Below are 12,608 nucleotides of genomic sequence, written 5' to 3'. Positions count from 1 at the left end.
GGGTGACGGATAATGGCGTGATGGCGTCATAGGTGAACCGTAAAGACGCGATTAATCGCGTCTCTCCCCCACTCCCTACTCTCTACTCCCCACTCCCTACTCCCTCACTCTCCTCCTCACGGCACAACCCTCACCGGAGTCCCCACCTCCACGATCGCAAACAGTTCTTGAATGTCATGGTTATACAACCGAACACAACCATGGGAGACAGCTCTACCAACCGATTCAGGGTTCGGAGTGCCATGCATTCCAACCCAGTTGTAACCGTCTGTCCAGAAACCAATCCAATAACGCCCCAGAGGATTGTTAGCGGAGCCACCCGCAACTACCTGTCCAGTGAGCGGATTGACCCAGGTTGGGTCTTGAATCTTCTGCATTACTTCAAAGTTGCCAATTGGGGTGCGCCATCCCCGTCGTCCCACCGCAACGGGATAGGACTTCAGCTGCGTCTCGCCCTGATAGAGCGTCAATCGGCGATCGCTCAGATCAATTTCAAGGTGAGTAGGGCTGTCACCCAAATCAACAATCGTACCGTTTTGATTAGTCGCTAGCCCATGGCTGTACTCGTAATAGGGAATTACCTCATTTGCTGGCAGTGGGGTTGGCGAAGTCAGCAACCCAATCGCGAGAAAACTACTGGTAAGGGCGATCGCTTGAATTCTAGTTCCCATATTTCCTGCTAAAAACAGCCCAAAATGTTCTACTAATTGGATTGATTTACCCTGAGACAAAGGACACACCTAAAGACAAATTAGTCTGGCTTCAAAGGTGCTCTTCCCTATTTTTATATCGAATAGAGCATTTGTTAATGATGCCCTCCAACTAATTGTGAGATCATCTATCCTGCTGGCGATTGCTAAGTAGAGATAAAAAATTCCATCGTTAGGAACAATAATTTTAAAAAAATCGGATCAAACCTAACAAGATGAGTTACGATTATCGCAAAATTGAGGGTTAAATTTATGGGCGTGAGGTCAAAAAACTTAGTGGGTCTAGCCACATTCATCGTCTCCTCACTGGTATTTGTGAATGCCGCTGTTGCTCAAAATGCAGACGATGAAACGCCTCAAAATGAGGCAGCTGAGCGACCTGCTATTTGGGAAGCATTTCAAGATGCTTACTATCGAAGAAGTGGAAACTTTTACGATAATCGTGGCATTCCAGGTAATATCACCTGGATCATTGGACCCTTTCCAGAAAACAATATTGCCGGAGATGGTCGAGCGGTCAATCGAGTGTATCGAGAGGTTTTCACTCAACAGGCATTAAGTGATCCCCTGATTCGCACGGCCGATGTCTCTAATCCATTTGACACCTCTTTGTTATTGTTACCCGCCACCGAAACCACCAGCAATATTCCGCCCAATGACTTCGGCTTAGAGACGATTCCTGCACCCACCGCACTGCCTCCAGCACCGACAGGACCTGTGCGGGCACTCTACTAGTGTTGCGAACACAAAGTTCTGCAATGTAGGGAGTTTGGGGGCTTCGCCCTCAAGAAGGGGTTCCACCCCTTCACCCCTTTCAAAACTTATTTTTTGCTGTACTAGTCAATCCAGTTTCTGGATATGAATTAGTTAGCGTTGGGATAAAAACTAAACCTCGGCTTGATGGTTCAAGTCGAGGTTTTGTCATCGGAAAACGTAGAGGCTATTCACAGATACCATCGCCATACTTTAATAACGTCAATTCAGGTTAAACACCTGGCGAATCAATTCACGGCTATTAGAGCCAAGTCTGCACAGGCGAACTACGAAAAATCAAGGTTCGGTGACCGACACAGGTCAGTTTTGCTCTCGTATAGCTTTGGTCAGACAGCTTAAGGCACGGCAATAGCTCAAACCCTGATGCTGAGAAAGCTTCCTGACTCGCCTCCGCCCCATCGAGTGTGGCTACGGCTATAGCTGTGGTTTGAATCGCCAAGATCCTGATCCCGAACTCAGGTTTAATAGGATTTGAGAGCAATAAAAATTTACACTTTTCCCCAGGAATGCGGTTTGCATGATAAGAATTATTACGGATTTTGACGGTCCCATTATGGATGTCTCTGAGCGATATTACCGAGTCTACCGATTCTGCTTAGACACCGTGCAACATCCAGGGCAACCGCTCACCATCTTATCTAAGCCTCAATTTTGGCAACTCAAGCGATCGCAAGTTCCTGAACGACAAATCGGGCTGATGTCAGGATTAGATGAGTCACAAGCAGAACAATTTGCCCAACTACGGCGACAAACGGTTCACACCCTGCCTTACCTCAAATACGACACGCCTGTTGCAGGGGCGATCGCCACCCTGGAGCGTCTTCAAAATCAAAGTCAGATCGATCTGGTGGTCATGACTCTGCGGCGCGTTCGTGAGCTACAGGATGCCTTCGATCGCTACGATCTTGCCCGTTTTTTCGCCAGCGATCGCCGCTATTGCCTCAGCAACGACTACGTCAAAACCACTGATGTGCAAGACAAACCCCTGCTCATGCAGCAAGCATTGGCTGAACTGATCCCCGTCTCACAAACCTGGATGATTGGGGACACAGAAGCCGACATTATCGCTGCCAAAACCCACGGCATTCAGATCATTGCTGTGCTGTGCGGGATTCGCGATCGCACCCAACTCCTGCAATATCAACCCGACTGGATTGTGAACAACTTGAGTGAAGCAACTGATTTAGCCTTACAGCTATCCCATGGAGCCGTCCTGGGTTAAGGATAGAGACGCAGCAGGTAGTGAGGAAGCCTGGTAACCATTCTGGAGGTTGTCATTCCAATGCTGCGTCCTACATCACACCCTTATCGCAAGAAACTGGTAATCAACCAGAGCAGTACAAAGGTGACACAGGCAGCAAAGGTTTCCGGAAGCACGCCCGCAGACGCCAAAAACGACTGAACAAACCCACTGAGCCACAGACCTGCCGTTACCCCAACAATTAATCCCAGCAGAGTGAGCAGGAAAGCACGCCCAAATTTGTGCTCCTTGCGATTTAGGAAATAAAGGCTAAAACCGACTCCCAGAGCCAGCCCTACTGGAGGAGCCGTCAAGCTTAACAAACTGAGGGCAGCAAAAATCCCAGCAGGCCACAAGACATCGGCTCGACTGGGAGTGTCGATAAAACGCTGCAACCAATCCGGAGTTTGTTTTGGAGGAACTGGAGTAAACTCAGGAGGAGGTTCAACCAGGCGTTCAGGGAACCGAATTCGATCAGGCACCTTGATCTTGCCTTCTTGACGCAGCCGCAATCGATCCATCAAGACAGCATCATACGCTGCCTCAATGGCTTCTAGCTCCTTGCGATCGCCGTCGTGCTCTTCCATCAAGCGATTTCGAGCATCCTGAATTTCTTCAAATGAAGCGTTTTCATCGACTCCAAGCCGTTGATAGTGATTCAGATCACTCATTGATAACCTCCAGAAGACCCCCACTATACTCGATTATGATTGGCAATAGCAAAATTAGGGGCATTCTCAGAAAAACAGCACTGATTGGCTGTACTGACCCCTGTGTAATTAACTACGAGATTTCAACTAAAACTTCCCATACATCCACCCTGCCCCTTTATGGATCTTAAAAATCTTCAAATTCTAACGACTAATTATTTGCATTACGAGTTTCTAAGCACATAATTGGTTGAATAACCGCTTAATATATGTAGGGTGCCTACGTTAATTTTGAATCTATTTGCATCAAACTTGACTGCTCGATCGATCTCTTCATCCAACATTTATAGATATCTCTCTCCTCCTCAGTACAACCTATGGCTATGGCTTCAGCCAAAATTCTTGTAGTTGATGATGATCCGTCAATCCGGACATTGATTCACCGCTTTCTGTCTAAGCAGAACTACCAAATGGAGTCTGCTGAAGATGGTAAGTCTGCCCTAGCGGTGTTTGAGCAATTTAACCCCGATCTCGTCATTCTGGATGTTAACTTACCAGATGCGACAGGATATGCGCTCTGTCAAGAGATGCAAAGCCGGACGGGTGTTTTTGTCCTCATGTTAACCAGTCGTGCCGATGAGGCTGACAAGATTCGAGGATTTGCTCAGGGTGCTGATGATTACCTGACAAAACCATTCAGTTTAGGCGAATTGGAAGTCAGGGTAGGTGCGATCCTGAAACGTCAACGCCCAGTCACAACGGCTGAACAGCAATGTCTGGTGTTCAACGGTCTTTCTATCGACCCAGTCCGACGGGAAGTCACACTTAATCAGGAGATTGTACCACTCACCGCCCTAGAGTTTGATTTGCTGCATTTTCTGGCAAGTCACCCCGGTCGCGTCTGGCGCAGAGCAGAGCTGATTCAAAAAGTGTGGGACTACGAATACGTTGGGGATCAGCGGGTTGTCGATGTCCACATTGGGCAAATTCGCAAAAAAATTGAGATCGACACTACTCAACCTGCCCTGATTCAAACCGTTCGTGGCGTTGGGTACAAGTTTGAAGCACCTGACTCTGCCAGCACTCCGGCTTAAGGCATCAGTATTCAACTTATAGCCGTAGTTACCTCAGTTAAGATAAGGTACTCAACAGGACAGACGCGATTAATCGCGTCTCTCTCGGCAGGATTCAAATCCAATGCCCTAACGGTTCTGGCGATCGCTATAAATAAAAGTGAGGGCACAGTATGTACCCTCACTTTGCGATTGAAGATAGATGAGAAATTGTAACTTTAATCAGAAAGCTTAATACGGCTATTCACAGATAGGGTTTGGAAATAAAACCAGGAGGGTGTGGGGACTACGCCCCTAGCCAAGGGTAGAACCCCTGCATCCCAAATTCCCACCCTTATTTACGACGAGTTGTACTTAGGACAAAGGAAATGGATCAAACCCTGATTCCGGGGAAACGTTCCGACTCGCCTCCGCCCCATCAGATGTGGCTACAGCTATAATTCAGTAACTATAAGTGGGATGAGCAAGGGGCTAAAGCCCCCTGTCCATCAAGGAATTACCAAATTACTTTTGCAATCTCCTTAAGCTTCTTCGCGGATCGGGTCTTAAGCCACCCAACGCTGAGCCACAACCTCTGCTAGATCGACAACCCGTTGGCTGTAACCCCATTCGTTGTCATACCAGGCGACAACTTTCACCATATCTCCACCCATGACCATTGTCAGATGGGAGTCAATGATAGAGGAAGCATCGTGACCCCGATAGTCGCTGGAGACAAGCTCTAATTCGCTGTATGCCAGGATTCCTTTGAGCGGTCCTTCTGCGGCATTTTTCAGAGCTTCGTTGACCTGCTCTTTGATCGCTGGCTTTTCAACTTGAACCACCAAATCTACAATCGACACGTTGGGAGTTGGAACCCGCAACGCAATACCGTTCAGCTTGCCGCTCAATTCGGGTAGAACCAGAGCAACGGCTTTAGCCGCACCTGTTGTTGTAGGAACGATATTGAGAGCGGCTGCCCGTGCGCGACGCACATCGCGGTGGCTAGCATCAAGTAACCGTTGATCTCCGGTGTAGCTGTGGGTTGTCGTCATCGTGCCCTTGATGATGCCGAAGTTTTCATGAACAACTTTGGCGATCGGAGCTAGACAGTTGGTTGTACAGCTTGCGTTACTAATAACCGTGTGCTTGCTATGGTCGTAATCTTTATCATTAACACCTACAACAAAGGTGCCATCGTCACCCTTACCGGGTGCCGTAATTAAGACCTTTTTAGCTCCTGCTTCTAAATGCTTGGAGGCACCCTCTTTGCTTGTGAAAACACCCGTTGACTCAATGATGAGGTCGATATCCCAGGCACCCCAGGGCAAGTTTAGGGGGTTGCGATCGGATGTGCACTTAATGGTCTTGCCGTTTACAGTGATGGTGTTGTCATCAGCACTGATGTCGGCAGTTAGCTTGCCCAGCATGGAATCGTATGTAAGCAAATGAGCATTGGTTCTGGGGTCAGATGTGTCGTTGATGGCAACGACCTCAATTTGACTGTTTGTTCTCGTAAGCCAGCACCGCAGAAAGTTGCGCCCAATGCGCCCAAATCCGTTGATCGCTACTCTAATCACTGCGTCTTGCCCTCTTCAATGAATCACCATTTAACCTCTCACAGGAGACATCGAATTCGCAGAATCGGAAGATTCATTGCCTCTTTGTAACAGGATTTGTTAATGAACCAGATCATACACTTTAGGGAGTAACCGTCTCAATACTTAGTGGTACGGATTGGGATCAATATGAAGAAAGTGTGAAGAGTAATGGGAGAGGGAGTCAAGGGAATAGAAGGAGTAGGGAATAGAGTAAGGTACCGTGAGCGTCAGCGTAACGCAAGGCTCTACATCTCCATACGTCTGCATTTAGGATCGTGGATTTGGGACTTCAAACCACGCTTACTCCCTTTCTCCTCACTTGGGAGAAGGGGTTGGGGGATGAGGGTTGAGTAAGCTTGCAAAAAAGGTTTCCTGAATATGCACTAGCCAATATCGAACTTATTTAATTCCCCTTCCTTAGATGTAAATGTTAGAGATAAAGATTTTTCTGCTCAATGTAATCCAGGACATTATCCGTCACTAAGTAGCGGATAGAGCGGCGATCGCGTCGATATTGCCGAATCAGGCTACTCGAAATCTCAACCAGTGGCATTTGCAGTACTTGCCAGTGAACCTCTAACTGCTGTTCTAACAAGGTTTGGGCAACCCGGGTGCAGAGGGTTGTTGTCAGTAGTGCTTCTTCGACTTCGGTTGCTTGCAAGATTGACCCCACTTGAAAACGGGGTGCCACTAACCAGTAACATTGCGGCACCAGATCGTGACGTTGATACCACTGAGGTAGGGTTTGAAACGTGTCTATACCGACGATCCAATGCCACTGGCTGTGGGGATAGTGCTGTTGCAGGTCGGTCAAGGTGTCGATCGCGAAGGAAGGAGTTGAGCGACCGAGATCCACGGTCGAGAGCACAAAGGCAGGATGAGAGGCGATCGCCGCTTGCACCATCGCAACCCGGTGAGCTACTTCAGCCAAATCAGTGGGCGATCGATGGGGCGGGTGATGAGCAGGCACCCAGATCACCTGATCCAACTGAAACTGATCCAGGGCTGCCTCAGCCATCAGCAGATGCCCTAGATGAATCGGGTTAAATGTTCCTCCCAAAATTCCTAACTTCGGCATGATTGTCCCATCTACCTCAACACTTAATCAGCATCTCAGAGAGTTAATCTTCAAAATTATCCAGATTAAGAACTCATTCGGGGAATAATACAAATCATGAGGTTGATTTGGCTGCGTGATTTCCCTGAGTTCCACATTATTTTTTGTCCTTCAAGTAAATCCTGCTCAAGCTAGGTTCAAATAGCAAAGGGGTATGGCACAGTTCTAAAGTAAGTTGCCTACACTCTTTTTAGCTGCTTGCTTCTTGGCTGACAATTCATTCAAATCATGGATGAGTTGTATCGCGACAAAACAATTCTTGCTATGATATCCGCGTGTTATTGGTGTGGTGTGGTGTTTGAGGAGCTAAAATGCTGAATTCTGTAGATTTCAGCGGGAGACCCTTCCATTTCATTGGTATAGGTGGCATTGGCATGTCGGCTCTCGCGTATGTTCTGGCAAAACGTAACCTGCCTGTATCTGGATCGGACATTTCCCTCAGTCATATTACACAACGATTGCAGGAACAAGGTGCTCACATTTTTTGGAGCCAAGATGCCACCAATCTGGACTTTTTTCAACGGTCTGCTTTAACAAATGGTGATGCTGTACGACCTGGTTCGAATGGCAATGTGGCTCTTAAACCAGCCAATGAGTTCCTCAAACTGAAGGACCATACCCTGGATAAGGCAAGCCCTTCGATGCTTCCTCAAGTTATTTGCTCAACAGCGATTAATGCCACCAATCCTGAATATCGCGCGGCTCTCGATCTAGGCTGTCCGATCTTTCACCGCTCCGACCTGTTAGCCGCTCTCATTCAGACCTATTACAGCATTGCGGTTGCGGGCACCCACGGTAAAACGACCACCAGCAGCATGATCGGCTATCTCCTGATGAAAGCGGGGCTTGATCCAACCATTGTTGTTGGCGGGGAGGTCAATGCCTGGGAAGGCAATGCTCGTCTTGGTGAAGGACCGTATCTCGTAGCCGAAGCAGATGAGTCAGATGGCTCTCTCGTTAAATTTGTGGCTGAAGTGGGTGTGATTACTAATATTGAACTTGATCACCCCGATCACTACACTACCCTCGATCAGGTGATTGACACTTTTACCACTTTTGCTCAAAACTGTCGCACTCTTATTGCCTGTATTGACTGTCCGACCATTCATCAACGATTTAAGCCAGCCATTAGCTACAGCCTCCATCCTGAATCTCAAGCCGATTACACGGTGGATGAGATTGTTTATGGAGCAGAGGGAACCACTGCCCGTGTGTGGGAGCGAGGTAACCCACTGGGACGGTTGCATCTGAAGTTATTGGGTCAGCACAATTTGAGTAATGCTCTTGCGGCGATCGCGGTGGGACGGTTATTGAACCTCGATTTTGAGACGATCGCCCCTATCCTGACGACCTTTGAGGGAGCGCGGCGACGGTTTGAGCACCGCGGTGAAGCCAATCACATCTTATTCATTGATGACTATGCTCATCATCCCAGTGAGATTCAAGCCACACTGGCAGCCGCTCGGCTCCATGCTGCCTCCAACTCAACTCCGCGACGGGTGGTAGCGGTGTTTCAACCCCATCGCTTTAGTCGCACAAAAACTTTTTTAAATGAGTTTGCTCAGGCATTCAGCAATGCAGATCTGGTCATTACAACCGACATCTACAGTGCTGGAGAGCCAGATTTAGGGTTGGTCAGTGGGCAGCAATTGGCAGAGGCGATCGCCACCCATCACTCGCAAACCGTTTATCAGCCAACGCTGACCAGTGTTACGGACTACCTCAAAAGAGCATTGCAACCGGGTGACCTGGTGATGTTTTTAGGGGCAGGCAATCTCAACCGCACGATTCCTGATCTGATCGCTCATTATCAGGAAATTGAGCAAACCTCTGCGTCAACCCACCGCAAATAATCTGCATTCATGAGCACCTTCCTGCGTCTTAACAGCACTCAGATCAGTGCCCCATCCCTGGTTTCCTTAGAGCGTTTGCCTGAACCGATTCAATTGTCTGATACTCCCTGCCTGATCAAACCCTTTGTCTCCTTAGCCCCCCTGACCTCGTTTCGAGTGGGGGGCAGTGCAGAATGGTTTGTGGCTCCCCGGACGGTTGACGACCTCCGAAAAAGTGTCGAATGGGCACAGGCGCGAGATCTGCCGATTACGGTGTTGGGGGCAGGCAGTAACCTATTGATTAGCGATCGCGGTTTGTCTGGCTTGGTCATCAGCACACGCTACCTACGCCACAGCCATTTTGATGAAGCGACCGCCCAAATCACAGCCACCACTGGAGAGCCGATTGTTCGCTTAGCATGGCAGGCAGCCGATCGCGGTTGGAGCGGCTTGGAATGGTCGGTTGGCATTCCGGGAACGGTTGGGGGCGCAGTCGTGATGAATGCGGGTGCTCATGATGGTTGTGCTGCCGATGTGCTGCTCAATGCTCAAGTGTTAACCCCGATGGGAGACATTCAAGTCCTATCCCAGCCTGATTTGCAGTACCAATATCGCAGTTCTGTCCTACAACGCGATCGCCGTATCGTGCTCCAGGCAACTTTTCAACTCAAACCAGGGGTTGATCCTCACGTTGTGAACGCAACCACCAAAGCCTATCTAGAGCGACGGCACACGACCCAACCCTATCATCTGCCTAGTTGTGGTAGCGTCTTTCGCAACCCCAATCCCTACAAAGCAGGGCAACTAATTGAGCAGGCAGGGCTAAAGGGCTATCAGATCGGCGGCGCACAAGTATCCGAAATGCACGCCAACTTCATTGTGAATGTCGGTGGGGCAACTGCCAATGATATCTTTCAGCTTATCCGCTACGTACAGGCGCAGGTACGCGATCGCTGGGCAATTGACCTGGAGCCAGAGGTCAAGATGTTAGGTGAATTTGTGAATGATTAGACATCAGATGACGAGACATTAAAGGTAGTGCAAAACGCCCTATCCCGTCTGTCACTTCACAAATTCCAAGAACTAATGTTATATTGGTCTTAGTTAAACAGTTGTTTAACTACTTGAGTTAATTTAACGAGCGCGATAGCTACCGCCATCTAAGTTGACGTCAGTTTGGTTTAAGAGTCCGGCGAATGAATTCGCGGCTATCAGAACGAAGTCCGCCGACGCAGACTCCGGAAAAGGCGGGATTTGACGAACCGACGCAGGTTGGTTTTGCTTCGATAGCGACGGGTTTAACCGCCGAAATCCTGATCCCGAATTCACGTTAAGTTAGGACACAGGGAGTTTAGGGCAGTGTCCTCAGCTAAGGGGTTTCACCCCTGCACTCCGTTCTAATGCTGGTGACCGTAGCTATATCAACTACGAAACATGCGATCGCCCCATCCCCTCAAACTGGGCGGTTGCAGTTCGTTCTCAGACCCAATCCAATCGCAGATAAGGAGATTTATCCATGTCTAATCCGACTGCACCCCTTACCCTCACAGAGGGCAACTTTGCCACAGCTGTTTTAGAGAATCCAAACCTGACTCTCGTTGACTTCTGGGCACCCTGGTGTGGCCCCTGTCGTATGGTGGGTCCCATCATTCAAGAGTTAGCCACGGATTTTGCTGGACAGGTGACGGTTGCTAAACTCAATATCGACGAAAATCCACACCTGGCAACCCAGTACAACATCCAAGCCATTCCCACGTTGCTATTTTTCAAGCATGGGCAAGTGGTGGATCAGGTTGTGGGTGTAGCGTCTAAGCGATCGCTCACTACCAAGATCAACACCCTCTTAGCCCAAGACAATCTGACCACGCAAGCTGCTTAACAATTGATCAGCACCCGTGCTTAGAGTTCCCCCGGCATTGCTGAATGTGACTATGCGTACAGCAGTTCTGGTGACAGGGGCGGTTCACAAACCGCCCATACGAAATTCATAGATCAGATCAGCAATGCCTCTTTTTAAGGCAGGTAGGGGAATCTCAAGTCTTGGGCTTCAAGTGTGCAAGCAAACGTCAGTTTGGCTTAAGGATCTGGCGAATGAATTCACAGCTATTGGAGCCAAATTAACCGACGCGCACTCCGAAAGATTAAGGGTTTGCCGAGCCGACGTAGTTTGGTGTTGCTCCTATCACTGCGGTTTCAATCGCCAGACATAAAGGATTTGTCAGGCAGCCAGCAGACATCCTTTTGGGGCGAGGGCAGATCAGTCAAGCGCAGGCTCTATCAAAACGTAGAGAAAGACCTCTAATTGAGTGAGCAATCGCGTGACGTCCTGAAAGGCGATTTCCCATGACGTTGGTTCCAATGTAATCGGATGAACAGGTCGAATTTTGAGCCACCGTTCGACCAGGGCATTCACCGATTGTGTGCCTTCCCAAAGGGGCAATAAACAAGCAGCTAAACTATCATTGACCACAACTGAACCCACCGCAGGCATAGAGAGATATTGGCTCACATCAAACGATATTTGTTGAGCAATACACTCCTCTAAGCGAGCTTTGATATGCAGTGAATTGAGTTGGGGATGAAGAGTGGCGCTCGCCCCTTTCCACATCATTTCATCCCATTGTGTAACAGGTAATATTGATGAATGATTGCCCGGATGCCCGCACCAAAAATCAAGCAATCGATGAATGGGTTGCAACAATTCAAATAAATGCAATCGGTCTTGAATGCTAATTTCAGGAAAGCTCATCTCCCAGAACACAGGTAAATTTTGTGGGTCTTTGAAGAGATCCATCAATTCCCAATGTCGCCAATTGACCATACTCATAAACTCTAAATTGGCGTGTTCCAGAGCTTGAAATAAATCAGGAATGGTATATCCTGTATCGCCCTGAAACAGATAATTCATCAGCAATGCCTGCTTGCCATCCGCTTCTTCATAAATGGGTGTCCAGGTGCGAGATTTGAGATTGACCTGATCTTTGAGAGCTTTCATCGTGTCGATCGCAATCTCCATTTCGAGTTCTTGGGGGTTGTTATCAAATAGCCCCATTAAACGGAAGACTTGCTGTGCTCGATACAGGTCAGTTCGCTGCAAGGCACTATGTAAATTAGCCCGGATAATGCCATTAGATTTTAGCACGCTGCCCAGTATTTCTAATCCAATACCTGGGTTGGGAAACAGATAGAGAACTTCGTCACAATTGATGTAATCAAATTGCAAATTGAGTTGATTAACATCTTCAATTGTCATGACATGAAATTCAGCTCGATCAATTCCGTGATAGCGCAATCGCTGCTTCGCCAATTCAATCGATTCTTCCGATACGTCAATCCCAATAATTCTGGCGTTTGGGTTCGCTTCTGCTAATACCAATGCTTTATAGCCCGTGCCACAGCCTGCATCTAAAATCACCGCATCCTGGTTAGAAAAAATGCGTTGATCGCGTAAATAAAACGGTGTAATCAGATTATGAATAAACAGATCATTTAGATCCTCTTTGGGTGATTTCTCAAGCGGCACCCTTGGATAAGGACCAAAATTAAATTGTTGCCGAATTTTATCTAATAGATCAGACGCTAAATTTTCCATGCCAATCAAAGATTAAGAAATGTATCCTAGATGAGGACAA

General features: G+C 48.2%; 13 protein-coding genes. 7 read left to right on the top strand and 6 right to left on the bottom strand.

Features of this window, described 5'->3' with window-relative positions; all coding sequences use genetic code 11:
- Positions 1-116: 116 nt before the first annotated feature.
- Complete coding sequence (locus H6G89_RS07265; RefSeq protein WP_190504638.1) at positions 117-671, bottom strand: L,D-transpeptidase; 555 nt, start codon at positions 669-671, stop codon at positions 117-119.
- Positions 672-962: 291 nt separating this feature from the next.
- Between H6G89_RS07265 and H6G89_RS07260 the strand changes: the two genes are divergently transcribed.
- Positions 963-1,445 (top strand): hypothetical protein, encoded by a 483-nt coding sequence (locus H6G89_RS07260; RefSeq protein WP_190504637.1) that lies wholly within the window; start codon positions 963-965, stop codon positions 1,443-1,445.
- Between the two features lie 280 nt (positions 1,446-1,725).
- Here the strand turns inward: H6G89_RS07260 and H6G89_RS07255 are convergent, their stop codons facing one another.
- Positions 1,726-1,923, bottom strand: a complete 198-nt coding sequence (locus tag H6G89_RS07255) for a hypothetical protein (RefSeq protein WP_190504636.1) — start codon at positions 1,921-1,923, stop codon at positions 1,726-1,728.
- A gap of 78 nt (positions 1,924-2,001) precedes the next feature.
- Here H6G89_RS07255 and H6G89_RS07250 point away from each other — a divergent pair, with 78 nt between their 5' ends.
- A complete protein-coding gene (locus H6G89_RS07250) occupies positions 2,002-2,706 on the top strand; it encodes an HAD family hydrolase (RefSeq protein WP_190504635.1) in 705 nt (234 codons plus the stop codon).
- A gap of 83 nt (positions 2,707-2,789) precedes the next feature.
- Here the strand turns inward: H6G89_RS07250 and H6G89_RS07245 are convergent, their stop codons facing one another.
- Positions 2,790-3,395, bottom strand: a complete 606-nt coding sequence (locus H6G89_RS07245) for a CPP1-like family protein (RefSeq protein ID WP_190504634.1) — start codon at positions 3,393-3,395, stop codon at positions 2,790-2,792.
- Between the two features lie 362 nt (positions 3,396-3,757).
- Here H6G89_RS07245 and H6G89_RS07240 point away from each other — a divergent pair, with 362 nt between their 5' ends.
- Positions 3,758-4,468 (top strand): response regulator transcription factor, encoded by a 711-nt coding sequence (locus H6G89_RS07240; RefSeq protein WP_190504852.1) that lies wholly within the window; start codon positions 3,758-3,760, stop codon positions 4,466-4,468.
- A 524-nt stretch (positions 4,469-4,992) separates the two neighbouring features.
- Here the strand turns inward: H6G89_RS07240 and H6G89_RS07235 are convergent.
- Both H6G89_RS07235 and nadD read right to left on the bottom strand, forming a co-directional pair.
- Complete coding sequence (locus H6G89_RS07235) at positions 4,993-6,006, bottom strand: type I glyceraldehyde-3-phosphate dehydrogenase (RefSeq protein WP_190504633.1); 1,014 nt, start codon at positions 6,004-6,006, stop codon at positions 4,993-4,995.
- Between the two features lie 451 nt (positions 6,007-6,457).
- Complete coding sequence (nadD, locus tag H6G89_RS07230) at positions 6,458-7,105, bottom strand: nicotinate (nicotinamide) nucleotide adenylyltransferase (RefSeq protein WP_190504632.1); 648 nt, start codon at positions 7,103-7,105, stop codon at positions 6,458-6,460.
- 350 nt (positions 7,106-7,455) lie between these two features.
- On the opposite strand from nadD, the gene murC reads away from it, so the two are divergent.
- The 4 genes from murC to trxA all read left to right on the top strand — a co-directional run bounded on the left by murC (position 7,456) and on the right by trxA (position 10,855).
- Positions 7,456-8,997, top strand: coding sequence for a UDP-N-acetylmuramate--L-alanine ligase (gene murC, locus H6G89_RS07225; protein WP_190504631.1), 1,542 nt, complete (start codon positions 7,456-7,458; stop codon positions 8,995-8,997).
- Between the two features lie 9 nt (positions 8,998-9,006).
- Positions 9,007-9,987, top strand: coding sequence for a UDP-N-acetylmuramate dehydrogenase (murB, locus tag H6G89_RS07220; RefSeq protein ID WP_190504630.1), 981 nt, complete (start codon positions 9,007-9,009; stop codon positions 9,985-9,987).
- Positions 9,988-10,172: 185 nt separating this feature from the next.
- Positions 10,173-10,310 (top strand): hypothetical protein, encoded by a 138-nt coding sequence (locus H6G89_RS07215; RefSeq protein ID WP_190504629.1) that lies wholly within the window; start codon positions 10,173-10,175, stop codon positions 10,308-10,310.
- Between the two features lie 182 nt (positions 10,311-10,492).
- Positions 10,493-10,855 (top strand): thioredoxin, encoded by a 363-nt coding sequence (trxA, locus tag H6G89_RS07210; protein ID WP_190504628.1) that lies wholly within the window; start codon positions 10,493-10,495, stop codon positions 10,853-10,855.
- A gap of 378 nt (positions 10,856-11,233) precedes the next feature.
- Here the strand turns inward: trxA and H6G89_RS07205 are convergent, their stop codons facing one another.
- Positions 11,234-12,568 (bottom strand): class I SAM-dependent methyltransferase, encoded by a 1,335-nt coding sequence (locus H6G89_RS07205; protein WP_190504627.1) that lies wholly within the window; start codon positions 12,566-12,568, stop codon positions 11,234-11,236.
- Between the last annotated feature and the right edge of the window lie 40 nt (positions 12,569-12,608).

Source organism: Oscillatoria sp. FACHB-1407 (genome assembly GCF_014697545.1).
Taxonomy (GTDB): domain Bacteria; phylum Cyanobacteriota; class Cyanobacteriia; order Elainellales; family Elainellaceae; genus FACHB-1407.
Note: the sequence above shows the minus strand (reverse complement) of the source record. Positions and strands in the feature narration are given on the sequence as shown.